Source organism: Enterobacter cloacae complex sp. IR5384 (assembly GCF_049237265.1).
Lineage (GTDB): Bacteria > Pseudomonadota > Gammaproteobacteria > Enterobacterales > Enterobacteriaceae > Enterobacter > Enterobacter cloacae.
Genome location: NZ_JBMKHJ010000013.1, coordinates 78,347 through 103,193, shown reverse-complemented (window position 1 = coordinate 103,193; position 24,847 = coordinate 78,347). Strand labels below are relative to the sequence as shown.

Below are 24,847 nucleotides of genomic sequence, written 5' to 3'. Positions count from 1 at the left end.
AAAGCCGGGTATGGCGGCTTCGCCATACCCGGCCTACGTTACTACATCAACACGATTACTGGTATTCGCTCATTGGTACGCAGGAGCAGAACAGATTACGGTCACCGTAGACGTCATCAAGACGTTTCACGGTTGGCCAGTATTTGTTTGCCACACCGGCCGGGAAAACCGCCAGTTCACGGCTGTAACCGTGATTCCACTCCGCCACCATTTCATGCTGCGTGTGCGGCGCATTGACCAGCGGGTTGTCTTCCAGCGTCCATTCGCCGTCCTGCACGCGGTCGATCTCCATGCGGATGGCCAGCATCGCATCAATAAAGCGGTCCAGCTCGGCTTTGCTCTCGGACTCCGTTGGCTCCACCATCAGCGTACCCGCAACCGGGAATGACATGGTTGGCGCATGGAATCCATAGTCGATAAGACGTTTGGCAATATCCAGCTCGCTAATGCCGGTCTGCTCTTTCAGCGGACGAATATCCAGAATGCACTCGTGCGCCACGCGGCCATCACGACCGGTGTAGAGCACCGGGTAGGCCGACTTGAGGCGGGTCGCGATGTAGTTAGCGTTCAGGATCGCCACCTGGCTTGCCTTTTTCAGCCCTTCCGCGCCCATCATGCGGATGTACATCCAGCTGATTGGCAGGATAGAGGCGCTACCAAATGGTGCCGCTGACACCGCGCCCTGACGGGTCAGCATCCCTTCGATCTGCACCACGCTATGGCCTGGAACAAACGGTGCCAGGTGCGCTTTCACGCCGATTGGCCCCATACCCGGGCCGCCACCGCCGTGCGGAATGCAGAAGGTTTTATGCAGGTTCAGGTGCGAAACGTCCGCGCCGATGAAGCCCGGCGAGGTGATGCCCACCTGCGCATTCATGTTCGCACCGTCGAGATAGACCTGGCCGCCAAACTGATGCACCACTTCACACACTTCACGGATGGTCTCTTCGTACACGCCGTGAGTCGACGGGTAGGTCACCATGATGCAGGAGAGCTTATCGCCCGCCTGTTCGGCTTTTGCACGCAGGTCAGCGAGGTCAATGTTGCCGTTCTTATCGCACGCCACCACGACCACTTCCATCCCCGCCATCTGGGCGGAGGCCGGGTTGGTGCCGTGGGCAGAGCTTGGGATCAGGCAGATATCACGGTGGCCTTCGTTACGGCTCTCGTGATAGTGGCGGATCGCCAGCAGACCGGCGTACTCACCCTGCGCGCCAGAGTTTGGCTGCATGCAGAGCGCATCGTAACCCGTCAGTTTCACCAGCCAGTCGGAGAGCTGGTTGATCATCAGGTGATACCCTTCCGCCTGCTCGGCAGGGCAGAACGGGTGCAGCTCGGCAAACTCAGGCCAGGTGATAGGGATCATCTCCGCCGCCGCGTTCAGCTTCATGGTGCAGGAACCCAGCGGGATCATCGCCTGGTTCAGCGCCAGATCCTTGCGCTCCAGAGAGTGCATGTAACGCATCATCTCGGTTTCGCTGTGGTAGCGGTTAAAGACCGGGTGCGTCAGGATCGCATCGTTACGCAGCATGCTTTCCTGAATTGAGCGGCTGTCGAGCGCGACCTCTTTGTCCAGCGTATCAATATCCAGACCGTGCGCGTCGCCCAGCAACACGTTAAACAGGTTGACGATATCTACACGGGTGGTGGATTCATCGAGGGTGATGCCGACCGCGTTATGGATGTCGCTGCGCAGGTTGATTTGCGCCGCATCAGCACGCGCCAGCACCGCCGCTTTGTCCGCCACTTCAACGCACAGGGTGTCGAAGTAGTGAGCGTGACGCAGTTTGAGGCCTTTCTGCTGCAGACCGCAGGCCAGAATATCGGCCAGACGGTGAATGCGGCTGGCGATGCGTTTCAGGCCAACCGGACCATGGAACACCGCATACAGGCTGGCAATGTTAGCCAGCAGAACCTGCGAAGTACAAATGTTGGAGTTCGCTTTCTCGCGGCGGATATGCTGCTCACGCGTCTGCATCGCCATGCGCAGCGCAGTGTTACCGGCAGCGTCTTTTGACACACCGATAATACGGCCAGGCATGGAGCGTTTGAATTCATCTTTTGCCGCAAAGAATGCCGCGTGCGGGCCGCCGTAGCCCATCGGCACGCCGAAGCGCTGCGCAGAGCCGAAGACGATATCCGCACCCTGTTTGCCAGGCGCCGTCAACAGTACCAGTGCCATAAAATCAGCGGCGACGCTGACAACGACTTTGCGGGATTTGAGTTCGGTCATCAGCGCGCTGTAGTCATGCACTTCGCCGGTGGTGCCCACCTGCTGTAGCAGCACGCCAAAGACATCCTGGTGATCCAGTACTTTGTCGGCATCGTCGACAATCACGTCGAAGCCAAAGGTTTCCGCACGAGTGCGTACCACGTCCAGCGTCTGCGGATGAACATCCGCCGCCACGAAGAAGCGGTTGGCGTTTTTCAGCTTGCTCACGCGTTTCGCCATTGCCATGGCTTCTGCCGCGGCGGTCGCTTCATCCAGCAGAGACGCAGAGGCGATGTCGAGACCGGTCAGATCCAGGGTCACCTGCTGGAAGTTCAACAGCGCTTCCAGACGGCCCTGGGACACTTCCGGCTGATAGGGGGTATACGCGGTATACCAGCCCGGGTTTTCCAGCATGTTGCGCAGGATCACCGGCGGTAACTGCACGTTGGTATAACCCATGCCAATGTAAGACTTATAGCGCTTGTTAAGGGCTGCAATGGCCTTTAATTCTGCCAGCGCAGCAAATTCAGTCGTCGCCTCGCCCACCTGTGGTGGCGTGGCAAGCTGGATGTCTTTTGGCACGATCTGGCCGATCAGTGCGTCTAATGAATCCGCGCCAACTGTCTTCAGCATCTCCTGCTGTTGCTGAGCATCCGGCCCTATGTGACGTTCAATGAAGGCGCCACGGTTTTCAAGCTGGCTTAAAGTCTGTGTCATGAGCGATGGTTCCTGAAACGTGCAGTGAATATAAGTTCCCTCTCCCTGTGGGAGAGGGTTAGGGTGAGGGGAAGATGGGCACCCTCACCCCTGTCCTCTCCCGGAGGGAGAGGGATAATGGCTTACTCGTCTTCTAACAGGGCTTCGTATGCGGTGGCATCCAGCAGCGCAGCAACCTGTGATTCGTCGCTGGCTTTGATCTTAAAGATCCAGCCGCCTTCATACGGTTCGCTGTTGACCAGTTCCGGGGAGTCGCTCAGCGCGTCGTTGACGGCAATGATTTCGCCGCTCACCGGTGCATAGATATCGGATGCCGCCTTAACAGATTCCGCGACAGCGCAGTCATCGCCTGCGCTAACGGTCGCGCCCACTTCCGGCAGGTCAACAAACACCATGTCGCCCAGCAGCTCTTGCGCGTGCTCGGTGATCCCAACGGTATAAGAGCCGTCCGCCTCTTTGCGCAGCCACTCGTGTTCTTTGCTGTATTTCAGTTCTGCTGGCACATTGCTCATTGAAGTTCTCCTGATAAAAATGATTAGGCGACCGGCTTACCGGCGCGAACAAAAATCGGTTTGGTCACGTGGACCGGCATTTCGCGGTTGCGGATCTGTACCACCGCCGTTTCGCCAATGCCGGCCGGCACGCGTGCCAGTGCAATACTGTAGCCCAGCGTCGGGGAGAAGGTACCGCTGGTGATCACGCCTTCACGCGGATTGCCGTCTGCATCGGTAAAACGTACCGGCAGTTCGCCGCGCAGCACGCCTTTTTCCTTCATTACCAGGCCAACCAGCTGTTCAGTGCCCTTTTCGCGCTGCATCTCCAGCGCTTCACGGCCAATAAATTCGCGGTCAGCCGGTTCCCACGCGATGGTCCAGCCCATGTTAGCGGCCAGTGGAGAGACGCTTTCGTCCATCTCCTGACCGTAAAGGTTCATGCCCGCTTCCAGACGCAGCGTATCGCGCGCGCCCAGTCCTGCTGGCTTGACGCCCGCTTCCACCAGCGCACGCCAGAAGTCGGCGGCTTTTTCATTCGGCATGGCAATTTCATAGCCCGCTTCACCGGTATAGCCGGTGGTGGCGATAAACAGATCGCCCGCCTGCACGCCGAAGAACGGCTTCATGCCAGCGGTGGCTTCACGCTGCTCGTTGTTGAACAGCGTGGCGGCTTTCGCCTGCGCGTTCGGCCCCTGCACGGCGATCAGCGACAGATCATCACGGACGGTGATGTCGATGGCATATGGTTCAGCGTGTTGGGTAATCCAGGAGAGGTCTTTTTCGCGGGTGGCGGAGTTTACAACGAGGCGGAAGAAATCTTCAGTGAAGTAGTAGACGATAAGGTCGTCAATCACGCCGCCAGAGGCATTTAGCATGCCGGTATAGAGCGCTTTACCTGGCGTCTTCAGTTTTGCGACGTCGTTTGCCAGCAGATAACGCAAAAACTCCCGGGTGCGGCTACCGCGCAGGTCGACAATTGTCATGTGGGAGACGTCGAACATACCGGCATCGGTACGCACTGCGTGGTGTTCATCAATCTGGGAGCCGTAATGCAGCGGCATCATCCAGCCATGAAAGTCCACCATACGTGCACCGCATAACACGTGTTGTTCGTACAAAGGAGTCTGTTGAGCCATCTTTTCCTCGTTGAAAAATTCACCGTGAATCCCGGTATCGGCCCCGTCATTCGGCACCGACGCAAACGTTCTCTTTTACCTGAACTTACCACCGAAACCGACGGTTAACCATAAGGTAAAACAGGTCATCACATTAGCTTATGACCAAAAAACGCTGAAAAGCCTACAGAGTTATTCACTGGTAAAATGCGATTCAACCCGCATAAAATTAACAACGATCTAACAATATTTAGCACATGGTGATATTTCATGCGGAAAAACGGGCCAAATTTCCGTAACGTAAAAATAGCCAGATTAGATTATCTAATGCGAAAAATGGCGTGAAATTAGATTATTTCAAACGAGGATATTTACCCGGCGCAGAGGCCGGGTAAATAAAGTGTGACGGGGATCGAGATTAACGTAACCAGTCGGGAAGATCGTTAAGACCCATCGCCTGACGAAGGAGTTGAGGTTTTACGCCCGGAAGGGTGTCGGCCAGTTTCAGGCCGATGTCGCGCAGCAGTTTTTTCGCCGGATTTGCCCCGGCAAACAGCTCGCGGAAGCCCTGCATACCTGCCAGCATCACCGCCGCGCTGTGCTTGCGGCTGCGTTCGTAGCGACGCAGGTAGAGATGCTGGCCGATGTCTTTACCTTCGCGGTGCAGACGGCGCAGCTCATTCACCAGCTCTGCCGCATCCATAAAGCCAAGGTTAACTCCCTGTCCGGCCAGTGGATGAATGGTATGCGCCGCATCACCCACCAGCGCGAGACGGTGCGCCGCAAACTGGCGCGCGTAACGGCCGGTCAACGGGAATACCAGGCGTTCGCTCTCAAGAGTGCACAGACCAAGACGGTTATCAAACGCCATGCACAGCGCCTGATTAAACGCCTCTGGCGTCGCCTCGCGCATCAGCTGTGCTTTTTCCGGCACCAGAGACCAGACGATCGAGCACAGGTGCGGATCGCTCAGCGGCAGAAATGCCAGAATACCGTCGTTATGGAAAATCTGGCGCGCAACGCCGCCGTGCGGCTCTTCAGTACGGATGGTTGCTACCAGCGCATGATGACGATAATCCCAGAAGGTCAGGGGAATATCCGCCTTGTTACGCAGCCACGAGTTTGCGCCATCCGCGCCCACCACCAGCCGCGCGGTAAGCATGTCGCCGCTCTGCAGGGTGAGAAACGCTTCGTTTTCGCCCCATGCCACCTGCTGGATTTGCGCGGGCGCCATCAGGGTGATATCGCTGCAGGATTGCGCTTTTTGCCATAACGCATGGTGAATGACGGCATTTTCGATGATATGACCCAGATGGCTATAGCCCATGCTTTCATCATCAAACGCGATATGGCCAAAGCTGTCTTTATCCCACACTTCCATTCCGTGATAGCAGCTGGCACGCAGCGCCACGATATCTGACCAGACGCCAAGGCGCGTCAGTAGTTTTTCGCTGGCGGCATTGATTGCCGAGACGCGCAGTTCCGGCGGCGCATCGTGCGCAACGGGCTGAGGCAGATTTTGCTCCAGCACGGCCACGCGCAGACCACTGCCCTGTAAACCACAGGCCAGCGCCAGCCCTACCATTCCGCCGCCTACAATGGCGACATCAACATTTTGCACGGTGATAACTCCTTAACGCGCGACCCAACCAAGGGTCCGCTGCGCCAGCACGTCACGTGCCGGAATGAATAATTCCATCGCCATCAGCCCAAGGTTGCGGCCTGCAACCAGCGGTGCCCAGCGATTGGCAAACAGATGCACCAGGCCATCGGTGACGCCGATAGTCGCTTCTTTATCGGCCCGGCGTCGCTTCTGATAATGGCTGAGCACCGGATACGCGCCGCAATCTTTTTGCTCATGCCACGCCTGGGACAGAGTCTCTGCCAGGCTCATCACGTCGCGTAGCCCAAGGTTGAAGCCTTGCCCGGCGATTGGGTGCAACGTCTGCGCGGCATTGCCGACCAGCGCCACGCGATGGGAGATGGACTGAGATGCCGTGGTCAGCGACAGCGGGTAAACAGCGCGTTTTCCCGCATGGGTAATACGCCCCAGCCGCCAGCCAAAGGCTTTTTGCAGTTCGGTACAGAAACGGTCGTCGGACCAGGCCTCAACGTCAGCCGCTTTATCCTGAGGATGGCACCACACCAGCGAGCAGCGTCCGTTTGACATCGGCAGCATGGCCAGCGGGCCGTGCTGAGTGAAACGTTCAAACGCCCTGCCGTTGTGTTCTCCCGCCGTAGAAACGTTAGCAATAACGGCGACCTGTCCGTAAGGCTGGGCGCGCCATTCCACGCCGCACTGGGTGCCAAGCGCAGAACGTGAACCATCGGCGGCGACCAGAAGCTGGCCATCCAGAACCGTGCCGTTTTCCAGCGTCACGCTGACCGCCGCTTCGCTGCGGCTGAAGCTGGCGACGCGTGCCGGGCAATGGAGCGTCACGCCCGGGGCATCCTGCAATAAACGGAACAGACGCAGCCCGACGTCGTGAAGTTCAACCACCCGACCTAAGGCATCAATGCGGTAATCCTGCGCGTCCAGCGTCACAAACCCGGCATGGCCACGATCGCTGACGTGAACGGTGTTAATTGCCGTCGCACAATCCGCAATCGCCTGCCAGATGCCAATTCGAGCGAGCTGCTGGCAGGTCCCCTGAGCCAGGGCAATGGCGCGGGCATCAAACCCGGGATGGTCGGACGCCTCTGGCGCCACGGCCTCCACCAGATGGACCGGAAGTTGCCCTTTCGTCAAATGCGAGATGGCCAGCGCCAGCGTAGCTCCCGTCATCCCCCCACCAACGATAATCACGCTCATGGGCGTGCCGCTGCCATCAGCGCCTCAATGTCATCGGCGTTTTTCACCACGCCCGCGGTCAGGTTTTCGTTACCGGTTTCGGTGATGACAATGTCATCTTCGATGCGAATACCAATTCCACGGTACGCTTCCGGCACGTCGGCATCCGGCGCAATGTAGAGCCCCGGTTCAACGGTCAGCACCATACCCGGCTCCAGCACGCGAGAACGTTCTGAACCATACGCACCCACATCATGCACATCCAGCCCCAGCCAGTGGCTCAGGCCGTGCATAAAGTAGGGGCGATGCGCATTTTCAGCAATCAGGGTATCCACATCACCGTTCAGAATCCCGAGCCTTACGAGGCCGGTAATCATGATGCGCACCACTTCGCCGGTCACTTCCTGGATGGAGGTGCCGGGGCGATAGAGCTTCAGCGCGGTTTCAAGAGATTCAAGAACGATGTCATAAATTTCGCGCTGCGCGGGAGTGAACTTACCGTTCACCGGGAACGTACGGGTGATGTCGCCCGCATAGCCCTGATATTCACAGCCTGCATCAATCAGCACCAGATCGCCGTCACGCAGTTCACTTTCATTTTCGGTGTAGTGCAGAATGCAGCCGTTTTCACCGCCGCCGACAATGGTGTTGTAAGAGGGATAACGCGCGCCGTGGCGGTTGAACTCGTGGTGAATCTCGCCTTCCAGCTGATATTCAAACAGGCCGGGATGGCACTTTTCCATCGCCCTTGTGTGAGCCAGCGCGCTGATTTCGCCTGCACGACGCATCACGTCCAGCTCTTCCTGCGATTTAAACAGGCGCATCTCGTGGACCACCGGGCGCCAGTCCGTCAGCGTGGCCGGGGCGGAGAGATTCTGCCGGGAGCCTTTACGCAGCTTATCCAGCGCGGTGAAGACTATCTCATCGGCGTACGCATACTCACCCTGCGCGTGGTAAAGCACATCCAGCCCGTTCAGCAACTGATAGAGCTGCTGGTTGATTTCGCTGAACGCCAGCGCACGGTCCACACCCAGTTTCGCGGGCGCGGCCTCTTGCCCCAGGCGGCGACCAAACCAGATCTCCGCGGTGAGATCCCGTACGCGGTTGAAAATCACGCTGTGGTTGTGGGTGTCATTGCTCTTGATCAGCACCAGTACCGCCTCCGGTTCATTGAACCCGGTGAAGTACCAGAAATCGCTGTTCTGGCGATAGGGGTATTCACTGTCGGCACTACGCGTCACTTCGGGCGCGGCAAAAATCAGCGCAGCGCTTCCGGGCTGCATTTTTGCCAGCAGCGCCTGACGACGACGGGAATACTCTTGATGCGAGATAACCATGACACCCTCCTGTGCGTTATTTTTCTTAATGTAAGGTTGGCTTACGAACTTCCGGTGCGGTTGGCTGCGAGCGGGTGAAGTTATCGTGGCACAGCAGTGCCGCCACGCGAACGTACTCGATAATCTCTTCGAGAGACATCTCCAGCTCTTCCTGATCTTCTTCTTCGTCGTAACCCAGCTGCGCGATGTTACGCAGATCGTCGATCGCTTCACCCGCTTCGCCGGTCACTTTATCAAGCTTAGGCTGCGTTACACCCAGCCCCAACAGATAGTGGTTTACCCAACCGGCCAGCGCATCGGCGCGATCGAACACGCTGACATCGTCGCCTTCAGGCAGATAAAGCTGAAAAAGGAAGCCATCGTCCTCCAGCGAATCGCTGATTGCCGAGTGCATTTTTCGCAGCGCTTCCGCCAGTTCATGACCAAACGCCAGCCCTTCGTTCGTCAGGTCGTGGATCAGCGGCTGCCATGAGCTGTCGCTGTTTCCGCCGCATAGCATGCCACTGATCAGACCGTGCATTTCGGCAGGGGTTAAACCCACACCCTGCTGGTTCAGTAACTGGTTTAAATCGTTGTAACCAGGCATTTCGTTCTGTATAGACATGAGCTTTCGTCATCAAAGGGAGGAATATTCATGATATGCTACCACTTTGGACCCTGGTGATACCAGAAAAGGGCTTGTATCTTCACATCAGGGTAGCTATAGTGTCGCCCCTTCGCAGCCCCCGGGGCAGTAAGCGAAGGCAGCGCAGTCAATCAGCAGGAAGGTGGCATGTCTGCACAACCCGTCGATCTCCAGATTTTTGGCCGTTCACTGCGAGTGAATTGTCCTCCTGAACAAAGGGATGCTTTGAATCAGGCTGCGGACGATTTGAATCAGCGGTTGCAAGATCTTAAAGAACGCACTAGAGTCACAAATACTGAGCAGCTGGTTTTTATCGCCGCGTTGAACATCAGCTATGAACTGACTCAGGAAAAAGCGAAGACCCGCGACTACGCGGCAAGCATGGAGCAGCGCATTAAAATGCTCCAGCAGACCATAGAACAGGCGTTGCTTGATCAAGGTCGCAATCCCGAAAGACCGGGACCAAAGTTTGAATAACACTTCTCAGTTGACTATGGTAGAGTAACTGTGAAGACAAAATTTCTCTGAGATGTTCGCAAGCGGGCCAGTCCCCTGAGCCGATATTTCATACCACAAGAATGTGGCGCTCCATGGTTGGTGAGCATGCTCGGTTCGTCCGAGAAGCCTTAAAACTATGACGACACATTCACCTTGAACCAAGGGTTCAAGGGTTACAGCCTGCGGCGGCATCTCGGAGATTCCCTCACTCTTCTTCTACCACTACCATGACTCAATTCCCTGAAGTTTCTGCCTCACGCCAGGATATTCGTCAACTCATTCGACAGCGTCGCAGGGCGTTACCCCCTGAACAGCAAGCGCATTTTGCCCAGCAGGCCGCCGCACGCATGATGGCGTATCCGCCTGTAGTGATGGCACATACCGTCGCGCTGTTTCTCTCTTTTGATGGTGAGCTGGATACGCAGCCACTCATTGAACAACTCTGGCGAGCCGGAAAGCGGGTCTATCTGCCGGTGCTGCATCCGTTTAGCGCAGGGAACCTGCTGTTTCTGCACTACCACCCGCACAGCGAACTGGTTGTGAATCGTCTGAAAATCACCGAGCCGAAGCTGGATGTGCGCGACGTGCTGCCGCTGTCACAGCTGGACGTGCTGATTACGCCGCTGGTGGCGTTTGATGAACAGGGCCAGCGTTTAGGAATGGGCGGGGGGTTCTATGACAGAACGTTGCAAAACTGGCAGCAGTACGGGTTGCAGCCGGTGGGTTATGCGCATGATTGCCAGGCGGTAGAAGCCTTGCCGGTCGAGAAGTGGGATGTGCCGTTGCCGGCGGTGGTAACACCCAGTAAAACCTGGACCTGGTAGAATAAAGCCGGGTGGCGCTTACGCTTACCGGGCCTACAAAACCTCAACGTAGGTCGGGTAAGGCGCAGCCGCCACCCGACACCACAAACAGCACAATTAGTACAGCAGACGCGCGCGAATCGTCCCCGGAATGGCCTTCATGCTCTGCAGCGCTTTCTCGGCCACATCTTCATCTGCTTCGATATCAATAACCACATAGCCCATCTGCGAGTTGGTTTGCAGATACTGCGCGGCAATGTTGACACTCTGCTCAGCAAAGATCTGGTTGATGGCGGTCAGCACACCCGGACGGTTTTCGTGAATGTGCAGCAGACGACGGCCACCGTGCAGCGGCAGCGACACTTCCGGGAAGTTAACGGCAGAGAGCGTTGAACCGTTATCGGAGTATTTGCTCAGTTTACCCGCCACTTCCAGACCGATATTCTCCTGCGCTTCCTGAGTAGAGCCACCGATGTGTGGCGTCAGGATCACGTTGTCGAACTCGCACAGCGGAGAGTTAAATGGATCGCTGTTGGTTGCAGGCTCCGTCGGGAAGACGTCGATAGCCGCCCCCGCCAGATGCTTACGCTTCAGGGCATCGCACAGCGCAGGAATGTCGACAACCGTACCGCGTGCGGCGTTGATCAGCAGGGAACCTGGCTTCATCAGCGCCAGCTCTTCCGCGCCCATCATATTTTTGGTTGAGGCGTTTTCCGGCACATGCAGGCTTACCACGTCGCTCATGTTCAGCAGGTCAGAAAGATGTTGAACCTGAGTGGCGTTCCCCAGCGGCAGTTTGCTTTCAATGTCGTAGAAGTAAACATGCATGCCCAGGGATTCAGCCAGGATACCCAGTTGGGTACCAATGTGGCCGTAACCGATGATACCCAGTTTTTTACCGCGCGCTTCATAAGAGCCCGCGGCCAGTTTGTTCCACACGCCGCGGTGGGCTTTGGCGTTGGCTTCCGGAATACCACGCAGCAGCAGCAGCAGTTCGCCAATCACCAGCTCCGCCACGGAACGGGTGTTGGAGAACGGGGCGTTGAAGACCGGGATACCGCGTTTTGCGGCAGCATTCAGGTCAACCTGGTTGGTACCGATGCAGAAACAGCCGATAGCGACCAGCTTTTCCGCCGCAGCAATAACATCTTCAGTCAGGTGAGTACGGGATCGCAGGCCGATGAAGTGGGCATCACGGATGGACGCTTTCAGCTCTTCAGTATCCAGCGCGCCTTTGTGAAATTCGATGTTGGTGTAACCTGCCGCGCGAAGGCTATCAAGTGCTTTTTGATGCACGCCTTCTACTAGCAGGAATTTAATCTTGTCTTTCTCCAGTGATACCTTTGCCATTTACCCGACCCTGTTTTTTTGTCTGAACTGATGTTGTGCTGGATTGAAATCCGCTTAGCCAACATATCAAAAAAAACTATTGCAGCAATATGAACGTTTGCGTCGGCACTCTGAAGAAAAGTCATACAGCGCAAAATAGCAGAGTAAAATGCTGTAAATGTTTGTGAATGCGGAAGGTTCAGCAAGAGAGGGGCAAAAAACGTGACACAAGTCACCGAATTTAGCTTTTCAAAATTTTTTTAGCGGGGGGAGGACTCCCCCCGTCAGATCATTTTACGATGGTTTTCACGCCATCAGCCGTGCCGATCAGCGCAACATCCGCGCCACGGTTGGCGAATAACCCTACTGTTACCACGCCCGGAATGCCGTTGATGGCGTTTTCGAGCGCGATCGCGTCGAGAATTTCCAGGCCATGAACGTCGAGGATCACGTTGCCGTTATCGGTGACCACACCCTGACGGTATTCAGGACGTCCGCCGAGTTTTACCAGCTCACGTGCCACGGCGCTGCGCGCCATTGGGATCACTTCAACCGGCAGCGGGAATTTACCCAGAATATCAACCTGCTTGGAGGCGTCTGCGATACAGATGAATTTATCGGCCACGGAGGCGATGATCTTTTCACGCGTCAGCGCTGCGCCGCCGCCTTTGATCATCTGCATATGCCCGTTGATTTCATCCGCGCCATCAACGTAGATCCCCAGACGGTCCACTTCGTTCAGATCGAAAACGGTAATGCCGAGGCTTTTCAGCTTTTCCGTGGAAGCATCGGAGCTCGAAACCGCGCCCTCGATTTGCCCCTTCATCGTGCCCAGCGCATCGATAAAGTGTGCCGCCGTCGACCCCGTACCCACACCGACGATAGTACCCGGTTGCACGTACTGGAGCGCGGCCCATCCTACTGCTTTTTTCAGTTCATCCTGCGTCATGATCGTTTTGCCTGTGGTATGAAAACTTAGGGCGCATTATAGAACACGTGAGGTGGAATTCGTCTGCCACAAAGGGAAAATTGTGTCATAGTGCAGATTAAGCAAAATTAAGGAGTAAGCCAGAGCAATGAAACGTCCGGACTACAGAACACTACAGGCACTTGATGCAGTTATTCGTGAACGCGGTTTTGAGCGCGCAGCGCAAAAGCTGTGTATTACTCAGTCCGCCGTATCACAGCGTATCAAACAGCTTGAAAACATGTTCGGGCAGCCACTGCTGGTGCGTACCGTGCCACCGCGTCCAACAGAACAAGGACAAAAGCTCCTCGCCCTGCTGCGTCAGGTTGAACTGCTGGAAGACGAATGGCTGGGTGATGAACAAACGGGTTCTACGCCGTTGCTGCTGTCGCTGGCGGTGAACGCCGACAGTCTGGCAACCTGGCTGCTGCCCGCCCTCGCCCCGGTCCTGGCCGATTCCCCTATCCGTCTTAATCTGCAGGTTGAAGATGAAACCCGCACCCAGGAACGCCTGCGTCGCGGTGAAGTGGTCGGGGCGGTCAGTATTCAGCCTCAGGCACTGCCAAGCTGCCTGGTCGATCAACTGGGGGCGCTGGATTACCTGTTTGTCGGTTCAAAAGCCTTTGCGGAGCGCTACTTCCCCAATGGCGTCACCCGCGCCGCGCTGCTTAAGGCGCCTGCCGTGGCGTTCGACCATCTGGACGATATGCATCAGGCGTTCCTGCAACAAAACTTCGACCTGCCGCCGGGCAGCGTGCCGTGCCACATCGTGAACTCGTCTGAAGCCTTCGTGCAGCTTGCGCGTCAGGGAACCACCTGCTGCATGATCCCGCACCTGCAGATTGAAAAGGAGTTGAAAAGCGGTGAGCTGATTGATTTGACGCCGGGGCTGTATCAGCGCCGGATGCTTTACTGGCACCGTTTTGCGCCGGAAAGCCGCATGATGCGCAACGTCACCGACGCGCTGCTGGCATACGGGCACAAGGTGTTGAGACAGGATTAATCGCTTGAATTCCCTCTCCCTGTGGGAGAGGGTTAGGGTGAGGGCAAATTACTGCGCCTTAGCCGTCTCAGTTTGCTGAGTTTGTGTCGGCTCCAGCTGGAACACCACATCAACCTGATCGTCGAACTGAATGGTCGGCTGCTCATAGCTTTCCTGAGCAGATACCGGCGCCGCATCGGCTTTCATCATCCGTACCATCGGGCTTGGCTGATAGTTAGAGACGTGGTAACGCACGCTATACACCGGGCCGAGCTTACTCTTAAAGCCAGCGGCCAACTGCTGCGCCTGATGCATCGCATCGTCAATTGCCGCTTTACGCGCTTCGTCTTTGTATTTTTCCGGTTGCGCAACGCCCAGTGAGACGGAACGAATTTCGTTCAGACCCGCCTTCAGCGCGCCATCCAGAAGGGAGTTCAGCTTATCCAGCTGGCGGACGGTCACTTCAACGCTACGCACCGCGCGATAGCCTTTCAGGATACTTTTGCCGTTCTGGTAGTCGTAATCAGGCTGAGTACGCAGGTTCGCAGAGCTGATGTCTTTTTTGGCAACACCGTTCTGCTCCAGGAAAGAGAGATATTGCGCAACACGATCGTCAGCCTGCTTCTTGGCGGAAGCGGCATCCTTCGCGGCCACGTTGACTTCAATTGCCAGCGTCGCAACATCCGGTACCGCATCCACGCTGGCGGTGCCGGAAGTGACGATGTGCGGACCATTTGGCAATTCATTCGCCTGAACAGACACCGCACCCAAACTTACTAATGCCGCCAGGGCCATCACGTTAAACTTCACTGTCATTCCTCCATGTTGCGAAGAGTGCCCCAACAACAGGGCGCATGCCAGCAAGCTTAGCGGGTCCTGCTCAGTTGTCCATAAGACAACGCTTAGTTGAACAATCCCTGAACATGATGAATCCCCTCTTTCGCCAGCTGAAAGGCAATGACCCACATCACCACGCCCACCAGCGTGTTGATGATCCGCTGGGCTTTAGCGGTACGCAAACGGGGTGCCAGCCACGCCGCCAGAATGGCGAGGCCAAAGAACCAGAGGAAGGAGGCACTCACCGTGCCCAGGGCAAACCAGCGCTTCGGCTCAACGTCCAGTTGCCCACCCAGGCTCCCGAGCACCACAAACGTGTCGAGATAGACGTGCGGGTTAAGCCACGTTACCGCCAGCATGGTGACGATGATCTTCCAGCGCCCCTGCTTCATCACTTCTGCGCTCGCCAGCTCCAGGTTACTGCTCATGGCCGTTTTTAACGCACCGAATCCGTACCACAGCAGGAAGGCGACCCCGCCCCAGGTCACCAGCGCCAGCAGCCAGGGTGACTGCATCAGCAGCGCACTCCCGCCAAAAATCCCGGCACAAATCAGCAGTAAATCGCTTACCGCGCACAGCAGGGCAATCATCAGATGATACTGACGGCGAATCCCCTGGTTCATGACAAACGCATTTTGCGGACCGAGGGGAAGGATCATGGCTGCACCTAACGCAAGCCCCTGAAAATAATACGATAACATGACATTAATCTCGCTGAGTTGTCTTTGGGGCAGACTATACTGCGAGAAGAACATTAGAGGAAATTGATAATATTAATTGGGTATTAGCATAGCTAATAAAAGATAAGCCCGGTGGCGCTAACGCTTACCGGGCCTACGGGAGACGTTATTCGGCTTCTTTTACTTTTTTGACGTTTACGTCCATCTGCGGATACGGGAAGCTGATGCCGTTGGCGTCAAACTCGCGCTTAATGCGCTCCAGCACGTCCCAGTACACGTTTTGCAGATCGCTGCTTTTGCTCCAGATACGCACCACGAAGTTAATAGAGGAAGCACCCAGCTCATGCAGGCGCACGGTCTGCTCTTTGTCCTTCAGAATGCGATCGTCGGAGGCGATGATGTTAGCAATCAGCGATTTCACCTGATCAATATCGGAATCATACGCCACGCTGATAATTAACTCGTTACGGCGAACCGGCTCGCGAGAAAAGTTAATAATGTTGCCCGCGATGATTTTCCCGTTCGGGACCACAACGATACGCCCGTCAACGGTACGCAGAGTGGTAGAGAAAATTTGTACCTGCAGTACGGTACCGGCAATGCCGCCCAGATCAACATACTCACCGGAACGGAATGGACGGAAGGTGACCAGCAGAACGCCTGCAGCCAGGTTTGAGAGCGAGCCCTGTAACGCCAGACCAATAGCCAGACCCGCGGCACCAAGCACGGCTATGACGGATGCCGTTTGTACCCCCACGCGCCCCAGTGCAGCAATCAGCGTAAACGCGATGATGCCATAGCGCACCAGCGCAGAGAGAAAGTCAGCCACCGTAGCGTCAATGTGTCGCGCTACCATCACCCGGTTGACCGCATTCGATACAATACGCGCCACGATCATCCCGACGATGATGATGGCAATCGCCGCGACGATATTCACGGCGTAGCTCAGCAGCAGCGCCTGGTTGCGCACCAGCCAGTTACCGGCGTTATTGATGCTGTCTACAACATCGAGTTGTTCCATTTATTCTTCCTTTTGTTAAACCAAAACACAAATCCATCCCCCATGGAGACAGGCAGGTCCGTAAAGGGTAAACAAAAAGCGCAAGTTTTGCCAAACAGATCACAAAAACCGCTCTGACAGGGTATTGAAAAAGCATAAAAAAAGGCCCGCGTTTGCGGGCCTCCTGATGCTGTCAGCAGCTCAAATTACAGAACGTCGATCGCGTTCAGCTCTTTGAATGCCTGCTCCAGACGGGTCACCATGGACGTCTGCGCTGCGCGCAGCCATACGCGTGGATCGTAGTATTTCTTGTTCGGCTGGTCTTCGCCTTTCGGGTTGCCCAGCTGGCCCTGCAGGTAAGCTTCGTTCGCTTTGTAGTACTGCAGGATACCGTCCCAGGTTGCCCACTGGGTGTCGGTATCGATGTTCATTTTCACTACGCCGTAGCTTACGGAGTCTTTGATTTCCTGAGCAGAAGAACCGGAACCGCCGTGGAAGACGAAGTTCAGGCTGTTGTGCGGCAGGTTGTGTTTCTTGGACACGTATTCCTGAGAGTCACGCAGGATGGTTGGGGTCAGAACCACGTTACCTGGTTTGTAAACGCCGTGTACGTTACCGAAAGACGCTGCAATGGTGAAGCGTGGGCTGATTTTGCTCAGCTCGGTGTAAGCGTAATCAACGTCTTCTGGCTGAGTGTACAGAGCAGAAGCGTCCATGTGGCTGTTGTCCACGCCGTCTTCTTCACCGCCGGTGCAACCCAGTTCGATTTCCAGGGTCATGCCCATTTTGGACATGCGCGCCAGGTATTTGGAGCAGATCTCGATGTTCTCTTCCAGAGACTCTTCAGACAGGTCGATCATGTGAGAAGAGAACAGTGGCTTACCGGTAGCCGCGAAGTGTTTTTCACCCGCGTCCAGCAGACCGTCGATCCACGGCAGCAGTTTCTTCGCGCAGTGGTCAGTGTGCAGGATAACTGGAACACCGTAGTGTTCAGCCATCTGGTGTACGTGGTGCGCACCAGAGATAGCGCCCAGGATTGCAGCACCCTGAGGAATGTCAGTTTTCACGCCTTTACCCGCGATGAACGCAGCGCCGCCGTTAGAGAACTGTACGATAACCGGTGCTTTAACTTTTGCAGCGGTTTCCAGTACGGCGTTGATGGAGTCAGTACCCACGCAGTTAACTGCTGGCAGAGCAAAGTTGTTTTCTTTAGCTACCTGGAACACTTTCTGAACGTCATCACCAGTGATCACGCCAGGTTTTACGAAATCAAAAATTTTAGACATGTTGCTTAGTCCTGTATCTTCGGCCGTTAGAAAAGGTGCGAGCTCTTAAAGCGCGCTGAAAATTGGGCAGGTTTCCCTGCCCTTGAATGGCTTACTTCTTAGCGCGCTCTTCGAGCATTGCTACTGCTGGCAGAACTTTGCCTTCCACGAATTCGAGGAATGCGCCGCCACCAGTGGAGATGTAGGAGATTTTGTCAGCGATACCGAACAAGTCGATTGCTGCCAGGGTGTCACCACCGCCTGCGATAGAGAACGCTTCGCTGTCTGCGATAGCGTTAGCAACAATTTCAGTCCCTTTACGGAAGTTCGGGAATTCGAACACGCCAACAGGACCGTTCCACAGGATAGTTTTTGCGTTTTTCAGGATTTCAGCCAGTTTCTGTGCAGAAACGTCGCCCAGGTCCAGAATCTGCTCTTCATCTTTGATGTCGTTTACAGATTTCAGGGTAGCAGTCGCCGTTTCGGAGAACTCAGTGGCAACGCGAACATCGGTTGGAACCGGGATATCACAGGTACCCAGCAGGCGTTTGGCTTCGTCAACCAGGTCTGCTTCATACAGGGATTTACCCACGTTGTGGCCCTGAGCGGCAACGAAGGTGTTCGCGATACCACCGCCAACGATCAGCTGGTCAGCGATTTTAGACAGGGAATCCAGAACGGTCAGTTTGGTAGAAACTTTAGAACCACCCACGATGGCAACCATTGGACGAGCAGGTTCTTTCAGTGCTTTACCCAGCGCATCCAGTTCCGCGGCCAGCAGAGGACCAGCGCACGCAACGTCTGCGAATTTACCGATACCGTGGGTAGACGCCTGCGCACGGTGTGCAGTACCGAATGCATCCATTACGAATACGTCGCACAGCGCCGCGTATTTTTTGGAGAGTGCTTCGTCGTCTTTCTTCTCGCCTTTGTTGAAGCGAACGTTTTCCAGCACCACCAGCTCACCGGCAGCCACTTCCACGCCATCCAGGTAATCTTTCACCAGGCGAACCGGGCTGGACAGTTTGTCTTTCAGGTAATTAACAACCGGCAGCAGAGAGAACTCTTCGTTGTACTCGCCTTCAGTTGGACGACCCAGGTGGGAGGTCACCATCACTTTCGCACCCTGCTTCAGAGCCAGTTCGATGGTTGGCAGAGATGCACGGATACGCGCGTCACTGGTCACTTTGCCATCTTTAACTGGCACGTTCAGATCCGCACGGATGAAAACGCGTTTACCAGCCAGATCCAGATCGGTCATCTTAATTACAGACATGGTGAATCCTCTCGTTGATTCTTAAAGTTTTGCAGACGCACGATGCGTCTTACCTGAAACCTTTGGCAGCCATTGCTAACGTGGTGTCGAGCATTCGGTTAGCAAAGCCCCATTCGTTATCACACCAGACCAGCGTCTTGATAAGGTGTGCGCCACTGACGCGCGTTTGCGTGCCATCAACAATGGCGCTGTGCGGGTCGTGGTTAAAATCCACTGAGACCAACGGTAATTCCGTATAGTCAACTATACCATGAAATGCCCCCTGTGCCGCTTTTTGCAGCAACAGGTTGACTTCACAGGCTTTTACCGGTTTTTTCACCGTCACGCTGAGGTCAATTGCGGTGACGTTTATCGTCGGTACACGCACGGCAATCGCTTCAAAACGGTCATTAAACTGCGGGAAAATTCGGGTGATCCCGGCAGCCAGTTTTGTGTCCACCGGGATGATTGACTGGCTCGCAGCACGCGTGCGTCGTAAATCCGGGTGGTAGGCGTCGATGACCTGCTGATCGTGCATGGCGGAGTGAATCGTGGTCACGGTGCCGGATTCAATGCCATATGCATCGTCTAACAGTTTAATGACCGGAATAATGCAGTTGGTGGTGCAGGAGGCGTTGGAGACAATACGGTGTTCGGCTTGCAGCTCATGCTGATTGACGCCGAAAACGACCGTTGCGTCGAGGTCGTTACTGCCGGGATGAGAGAACAGGACTTTTTTCGCGCCGGCGGTGAGATGCGCTTCGCCGTGTTCGCGGTTGCCATATACACCGGTGCAGTCAAGCACCACATCCACACCCAGTTCACGCCACGGTAGCGCGGCAATGCTGCGCTCATGCAGTACGCGGATCGTATCGTCACCGACAAACAGCTGATCCCTTTCCTGGCGCACGTCCCAGGCAAAGCGTCCGTGGCTGGTGTCATATTTCAATAAATGCGCCATGCCCGCAGCATCCGCCAGTTCATTGATTGCCACCACGGTAATTTCCGCCCGACGCCCGGATTCATATAAAGCACGAACCACGTTGCGCCCGATGCGACCGAAGCCATTAATCGCTACGCGTACGGTCATAGATCTCCTGCAAAGCTATCCCTGAGTTCGAGGTGGCTGAAAGAGTAATCCAGCTACGCCCGAAGGGGAATCTTTGCTATCACAAACTGCGATTGATTGGTCAATTGTCGAACATTTAATCGACTGAAACGCTTCAGCAAGAATAAGCGAATCGGGGAATAAAAGGAATGTCTGTCCAGATGAATAAGCGAGCTATATGACTTGCGTCACATTTTAGGTGGAATAATGCTTACAAAAAAGCCGGGTGGCGCGCTAGCGCTTACCCGGCCTACTTTCGAGCCATTTGTAGGCCCGGTAAGCGTAAGCGCCACCGGGCAAAACGGCAATTACAGCAGTTCTTTCGCCTTAGCGACAACGTTCTCAACGGTGAAGCCGAACTCTTCGAACAGCTGCTCTGCCGGAGCAGATTCACCGAAGGTGGTCATACCGACGATAGCGCCGTTCAGGCCCACGTATTTGAACCAGTAGTCAGCGATACCCGCTTCAACCGCCACGCGTGCGGAAACGGCTTTAGGCAGTACGGATTCACGGTAAGCAGCATCCTGCTTGTCGAACGCATCGGTAGACGGCATGGAAACCACGCGCGCTTTAACGCCTTCGGCAGTCAGTTTGTCCCAGGCTGCTACAGCCAGCTCAACTTCAGAACCGGTTGCGATGAAGATCAGCTCTGGCTGTCCCGCGCAATCCTTCAGCACGTAGCCACCGCGCGCGATGTTCGCCAGCTGCTCTTCGGTACGATCCTGCTGTGCCAGGTTCTGACGGGAGAGGATCAGCGCGGTTGGACCGTCCTGACGCTCAACGCCGTATTTCCATGCCACTGCAGATTCCACCTGGTCACATGGACGCCATGTGCTCATGTTCGGGGTGACACGCAGAGAAGCAACCTGCTCTACCGGCTGGTGAGTTGGACCATCTTCGCCCAGACCAATGGAGTCGTGGGTATAAACCATCACCTGACGCTGTTTCATCAGCGCAGCCATACGTACGGCGTTACGGGCATATTCCACGAACATCAGGAAGGTAGAGGTGTACGGCAGGAAACCACCGTGCAGGGAGATACCGTTCGCGATAGCGGTCATACCGAATTCACGTACACCATAATGGATGTAGTTACCGGCCGCATCTTCGTTGATTGGCTTAGAGCCAGACCACAGGGTCAGGTTAGACGGTGCCAGGTCAGCGGAGCCGCCGAGGAATTCTGGAAGCCATGGACCGAACGCTTCGATCGCATTCTGAGACGCTTTACGGCTGGCGATTTTAGATGGGTTCGCCTGCAGCTTAGCGATGAACTCGTTCGCTTTCGCATCGAAGTCAGACGGCATTTCACCTTTCATACGACGGGTGAATTCAGCCGCTTCCTGTGGGAAGGCTTTAGCGTAAGCCGCGAACTTCTCGTTCCAGGCCGCTTCTTTCGCCTGACCCGCTTCTTTGGCATCCCACTGGGCATAGATTTCATATGGGATTTCGAATGCAGGGTGTTTCCAGCCCAACGCTTCACGGGTCAGCGCGATTTCCGCGTCGCCCAGTGGTGCACCGTGGGAATCGTGGGTGCCCGCTTTGTTCGGAGAACCGAAGCCGATGATGGTTTTGCACATCAGCAGGGATGGTTTGTCAGTGACCGCACGCGCTTCTTCTACTGCACGTTTAATCGAGTTAGCATCGTGGCCATCAACGCCACGCACAACGTGCCAGCCGTAGGCTTCGAAACGTGCCGCAGTGTCATCAGTGAACCAGCCTTCAACATGACCGTCGATGGAGATACCGTTGTCGTCGTAGAATGCAACCAGTTTGCCCAGCTTCAGGGTACCTGCCAGGGAGCACACTTCGTGAGAAATGCCTTCCATCATGCAACCGTCGCCCATGAACGCGTAGGTGAAGTGGTCAACAATGTCGTGACCAGGACGGTTGAACTGCGCCGCCAGAGTCTTCTCAGCAATCGCCATACCCACCGCGTTCGCAATACCCTGACCCAGTGGGCCGGTCGTGGTTTCAACACCTGCGGTGTAACCCACTTCCGGGTGACCCGGGGTTTTGGAGTGCAGCTGACGGAAGTTTTTCAGCTCTTCGATAGGCAGATCGTAGCCAGTGAGGTGCAGCAGGCTGTAGATCAGCATTGAGCCGTGGCCGTTAGACAGCACGAAACGGTCGCGGTCAGCCCATGCCGGGTTCTGCGGGTTGTGGTTCAGGAAATCACGCCACAGGACTTCGGCGATATCAGCCATACCCATAGGGGCCCCTGGGTGGCCAGATTTGGCTTTCTGTACTGCGTCCATGCTCAGCGCACGAATAGCATTAGCAAGCTCTTTACGTGAGGACATTTTAACTCCAGATCGGACTGTTAAAGGCCATGCCCTTGACGACAGCGCGTTTTGGGCTACGCCGGAAAAAAGTGCCAACAATGTAACCCAAGCGGCATGCCATGTACATGGAGCATTCTTTTGCCGCTTAAGAAATCTCTGGATCATGCTCGCATGTTGCGCAATCTGCTCGCCCGGGCCCGTCGATATTCCTTATACTTAGCCCGACCCCGGCTTCGCTGTCGGTGTACTTTTCGGATTTTATTCAGATTAACGAGTACGGAAGCAACCTCATGAAAATGCGTGCATTAGTGCTGGCCCTGGGTACAACGTTCCTGCTGAGCGGTTGTCAGAATATGGATTCTAACGGCCTGATGTCCTCAGGCGCAGAAGCTTTTCAGGCCTATTCCCTGAGCGACGCGCAGGTTAAAGCCCTGAGCGACCAGGCCTGTAAAGATATGGATGGAAAGGCTACGATTGCCCCGGCCAACAGTCCCTACACGCAGCGTCTGAATAAAATTGCCTCTGCGCTTGGCGATAACATTAACGGTCAGCCGGTGAACTATAAAGTGTACGTCGCGAAAGACGTGAACGCCTTTGCCATGGCGAACGGCTGTATCCGCGTTTACAGCGGGTTAATGGACATGATGACCGACAACGAAGTGGAAGCGGTGATCGGCCATGAAATGGGCCACGTTGCCCTCGGCCACGTGAAGAAAGGGATGCAGGTCGCCTTAGGCACTAACGCCATCCGCGCGGCGGCGGCTTCTGCGGGCGGTATTGTGGGCAGCCTGTCCCAGTCACAGCTTGGCGATGTGGGCGAAAAGCTGGTTAACTCCCAGTTCTCTCAACGTCAGGAGTCCGAAGCGGATGACTACTCCTACGATCTGTTGCGCAAACGCGGTATCAATCCAGCAGGTTTAGCCACCAGTTTTGAAAAGCTGGCTAAACTGGAAGCAGGACGTCAAAGCTCCATGTTTGATGATCACCCGGCCTCAGAAGCGCGTGCACAACATATTCGCGACCGTATGGCCGCAGACGGAATTAAATAATTTTGGAAGGAGGCAAATTTGCCTCCTTTTTATTTCGCATGAATTGCCAACTTAACCGCACATATCGGTAACACCCACAAAACCCCCGGCACACCTGCCCTTCACCATTGAAATGTCTGGTCACATAATTATTGCAATCGGTTACTTTTCGGGTAATTATCGAATCCGCAGTAATTCAAATTAATATATTAAGACAGAGACGTTCCCTCCGTGAAAAAAGAATTATCGTTAGTTGCGCTAAGCATATTTGCCACATTACCTGCCGTTGCAAGCCAACAATCAGACAGCCAGGGTTTTATTAATGACAGCCATTTAGATCTGTTTTTACGCAATGCGTATATCAGCCGTGATTATCACCAGGGCCAGCAGGATAAAGCAGAATGGGGTCAGGGTATCATCGCCACCTTTGAATCAGGTTTTACCGAAGGAGTGGTTGGCTTTGGCGTGGACGGCATTGCGCAGTATGGCGTGCGTCTGGACGGCGGCCGCGGTAAGAGCGGCGCAGGTGGCATTGACTTCTTTAAACAGGAAGACGACGGACGCGCAAAATCCGATCTGGCGAAATTTGGCGCGACCGCCAAAATGCGCATCTCGAATACCGTACTCAGCTACGGTAATCAGCGTCCCGAGCTGCCAATCATTAACGCCGACAGCTCCCGCCTGCTGTTTGAAAGCTACACCGGCACCATGCTGACCTCTAAGGAGATCGACGGTCTGGAAATCAACGCCGGTTATTTCACCGACGAGCAGCGTAAAAGTGACGATCGTCACGACAGCGGCCTCAAGGGTTTCTCCTTCGGCGGGGCGAGCTACCAGTTTAATGACCAGTTCAGCGGCGCGCTGTACGCCTCCCATAATGAAGAGGTGATGAACAAGCAATATCTGGGCATGAATTTCAAACAGCCGTTCAGCACTGGCCAGCAGCTGGTACTCGATTTTAACGGCTACAACTCGCGTCTGGATCAGGGCTACGCGGACAGCCTCGACACGGGCCGCAGCAACACCATCTGGAGCCTGGCGGCGAGCTACATCTGGGATATCCATACGTTCAAAGTGGCGTACCAGCAGAGCAGCGGAAGCACCGGCTACAACTATGGCGGCTACCGCGACCAGGGCGGTGTTGGTGACGGCGGCAACACCATCTGGCTGGCGAACTCCTACTGGTCTGATTTTAATGGTGAAGACGAACGTTCATGGCAGGCGTCTTACGGGCTGGACTTTGGCGGTCTCGGTTTGCCGGGTCTGAGCTGGACCACCGCCTACGTGCGTGGCGACAACATTAAAACCGCTGAAACCAGTAACGGCAAAGAGCATGAATGGTTTAACCAGATCCAGTATCAGGTGCAGGACGGCCCGGCGAAAGATCTGAAGCTGAAACTGCGCTATTCCGTACTGCGCGTCTCCAGCAACGCCAGCGATTACAACGTGGGCGGGGATGAGATCCGCGCTTACGTGGAATACCCGTTTAACGTGTTCTGAGTTTGTCCCCTCACCCTAACCC

Annotated in this window: 21 protein-coding genes and 1 other RNA gene; 6 read left to right on the top strand and 16 right to left on the bottom strand. The window is 55.4% G+C overall.

What is annotated here, in order from left to right; all coding sequences use genetic code 11:
* Positions 1-55 precede the first annotated feature (55 nt).
* From gcvP to ACOTX3_RS12945, 7 genes are all read right to left on the bottom strand, one after another.
* Positions 56-2,929 (bottom strand): aminomethyl-transferring glycine dehydrogenase, encoded by a 2,874-nt coding sequence (gene gcvP, locus ACOTX3_RS12975; RefSeq protein WP_029883155.1) that lies wholly within the window; start codon positions 2,927-2,929, stop codon positions 56-58.
* Positions 2,930-3,051: 122 nt separating this feature from the next.
* Positions 3,052-3,441, bottom strand: a complete 390-nt coding sequence (gene gcvH, locus ACOTX3_RS12970; RefSeq protein ID WP_013098622.1) for a glycine cleavage system protein GcvH — start codon at positions 3,439-3,441, stop codon at positions 3,052-3,054.
* 23 nt (positions 3,442-3,464) lie between these two features.
* Entirely contained in the window at positions 3,465-4,559 is a 1,095-nt protein-coding gene (gene gcvT / locus ACOTX3_RS12965; protein WP_028028158.1) for a glycine cleavage system aminomethyltransferase GcvT, read from the bottom strand.
* Positions 4,560-4,956: 397 nt separating this feature from the next.
* A complete protein-coding gene (gene ubiI / locus ACOTX3_RS12960; RefSeq protein ID WP_058679196.1) occupies positions 4,957-6,159 on the bottom strand; it encodes an FAD-dependent 2-octaprenylphenol hydroxylase in 1,203 nt (400 codons plus the stop codon).
* A 12-nt stretch (positions 6,160-6,171) separates the two neighbouring features.
* Positions 6,172-7,350, bottom strand: coding sequence for a 2-octaprenyl-6-methoxyphenyl hydroxylase (gene ubiH, locus ACOTX3_RS12955; RefSeq protein WP_020687080.1), 1,179 nt, complete (start codon positions 7,348-7,350; stop codon positions 6,172-6,174).
* Entirely contained in the window at positions 7,347-8,660 is a 1,314-nt protein-coding gene (gene pepP, locus ACOTX3_RS12950) for a Xaa-Pro aminopeptidase (RefSeq protein WP_086528234.1), read from the bottom strand. The genes ubiH and pepP overlap by 4 nt, the downstream gene beginning before the upstream one ends.
* 31 nt (positions 8,661-8,691) lie before the next feature.
* Complete coding sequence (locus ACOTX3_RS12945) at positions 8,692-9,270, bottom strand: YecA family protein (protein ID WP_013098627.1); 579 nt, start codon at positions 9,268-9,270, stop codon at positions 8,692-8,694.
* Between the two features lie 168 nt (positions 9,271-9,438).
* Between ACOTX3_RS12945 and zapA the strand changes: the two genes are divergently transcribed.
* The 3 genes from zapA to ACOTX3_RS12930 all read left to right on the top strand — a co-directional run bounded on the left by zapA (position 9,439) and on the right by ACOTX3_RS12930 (position 10,613).
* Positions 9,439-9,768, top strand: a complete 330-nt coding sequence (gene zapA, locus ACOTX3_RS12940) for a cell division protein ZapA (protein WP_006811891.1) — start codon at positions 9,439-9,441, stop codon at positions 9,766-9,768.
* Positions 9,769-9,809: 41 nt separating this feature from the next.
* Positions 9,810-9,993: non-coding RNA, 6S RNA (gene ssrS, locus ACOTX3_RS12935), on the top strand.
* Between the two features lie 23 nt (positions 9,994-10,016).
* A complete protein-coding gene (locus tag ACOTX3_RS12930; RefSeq protein ID WP_058679197.1) occupies positions 10,017-10,613 on the top strand; it encodes a 5-formyltetrahydrofolate cyclo-ligase in 597 nt (198 codons plus the stop codon).
* A 96-nt stretch (positions 10,614-10,709) separates the two neighbouring features.
* Here ACOTX3_RS12930 and serA read toward each other — a convergent pair whose 3' ends face one another.
* Together serA and rpiA are read right to left on the bottom strand one after the other, a co-directional pair.
* The gene (gene serA / locus ACOTX3_RS12925) at positions 10,710-11,942 is read right to left on the bottom strand and encodes a phosphoglycerate dehydrogenase (protein ID WP_013098629.1); all 1,233 of its coding nucleotides are present in this window, start codon (positions 11,940-11,942) and stop codon (positions 10,710-10,712) included.
* 268 nt (positions 11,943-12,210) lie between these two features.
* Positions 12,211-12,870 carry a ribose-5-phosphate isomerase RpiA gene (gene rpiA, locus ACOTX3_RS12920; RefSeq protein WP_013098630.1) on the bottom strand — a complete coding sequence of 220 codons (660 nt, stop codon included), beginning with the start codon at positions 12,868-12,870 and terminating at the stop codon, positions 12,211-12,213.
* Between the two features lie 127 nt (positions 12,871-12,997).
* Between rpiA and argP the strand changes: the two genes are divergently transcribed.
* Positions 12,998-13,891 (top strand): DNA-binding transcriptional regulator ArgP, encoded by an 894-nt coding sequence (gene argP, locus ACOTX3_RS12915; RefSeq protein ID WP_008499727.1) that lies wholly within the window; start codon positions 12,998-13,000, stop codon positions 13,889-13,891.
* Positions 13,892-13,939: 48 nt separating this feature from the next.
* Here argP and ACOTX3_RS12910 read toward each other — a convergent pair whose 3' ends face one another.
* The 7 genes from ACOTX3_RS12910 to tkt form a co-directional block, all read right to left on the bottom strand.
* Entirely contained in the window at positions 13,940-14,680 is a 741-nt protein-coding gene (locus ACOTX3_RS12910; protein WP_013098631.1) for an oxidative stress defense protein, read from the bottom strand.
* Positions 14,681-14,772: 92 nt separating this feature from the next.
* The gene (gene argO / locus ACOTX3_RS12905) at positions 14,773-15,408 is read right to left on the bottom strand and encodes an arginine exporter ArgO (protein WP_013098632.1); all 636 of its coding nucleotides are present in this window, start codon (positions 15,406-15,408) and stop codon (positions 14,773-14,775) included.
* Between the two features lie 145 nt (positions 15,409-15,553).
* Positions 15,554-16,408, bottom strand: a complete 855-nt coding sequence (locus tag ACOTX3_RS12900; protein ID WP_013098633.1) for a small-conductance mechanosensitive channel MscS — start codon at positions 16,406-16,408, stop codon at positions 15,554-15,556.
* 185 nt (positions 16,409-16,593) lie between these two features.
* Entirely contained in the window at positions 16,594-17,673 is a 1,080-nt protein-coding gene (gene fbaA / locus ACOTX3_RS12895; protein WP_013098634.1) for a class II fructose-bisphosphate aldolase, read from the bottom strand.
* A gap of 91 nt (positions 17,674-17,764) precedes the next feature.
* Positions 17,765-18,928: a phosphoglycerate kinase gene (gene pgk / locus ACOTX3_RS12890; protein WP_013098635.1), complete on the bottom strand. Its 1,164-nt coding sequence runs from the start codon at positions 18,926-18,928 to the stop codon at positions 17,765-17,767.
* 49 nt (positions 18,929-18,977) lie between these two features.
* Positions 18,978-19,997 carry an erythrose-4-phosphate dehydrogenase gene (epd, locus tag ACOTX3_RS12885; protein WP_014833195.1) on the bottom strand — a complete coding sequence of 340 codons (1,020 nt, stop codon included), beginning with the start codon at positions 19,995-19,997 and terminating at the stop codon, positions 18,978-18,980.
* 326 nt (positions 19,998-20,323) lie between these two features.
* Positions 20,324-22,315: a transketolase gene (tkt, locus tag ACOTX3_RS12880; protein WP_127869117.1), complete on the bottom strand. Its 1,992-nt coding sequence runs from the start codon at positions 22,313-22,315 to the stop codon at positions 20,324-20,326.
* Positions 22,316-22,587: 272 nt separating this feature from the next.
* Between tkt and ACOTX3_RS12875 the strand changes: the two genes are divergently transcribed.
* Both ACOTX3_RS12875 and ACOTX3_RS12870 read left to right on the top strand, forming a co-directional pair.
* Entirely contained in the window at positions 22,588-23,346 is a 759-nt protein-coding gene (locus ACOTX3_RS12875) for a M48 family metallopeptidase (RefSeq protein WP_013098638.1), read from the top strand.
* A 210-nt stretch (positions 23,347-23,556) separates the two neighbouring features.
* Complete coding sequence (locus tag ACOTX3_RS12870) at positions 23,557-24,825, top strand: OprD family outer membrane porin (RefSeq protein WP_023621590.1); 1,269 nt, start codon at positions 23,557-23,559, stop codon at positions 24,823-24,825.
* Positions 24,826-24,847: the final 22 nt, after the last annotated feature.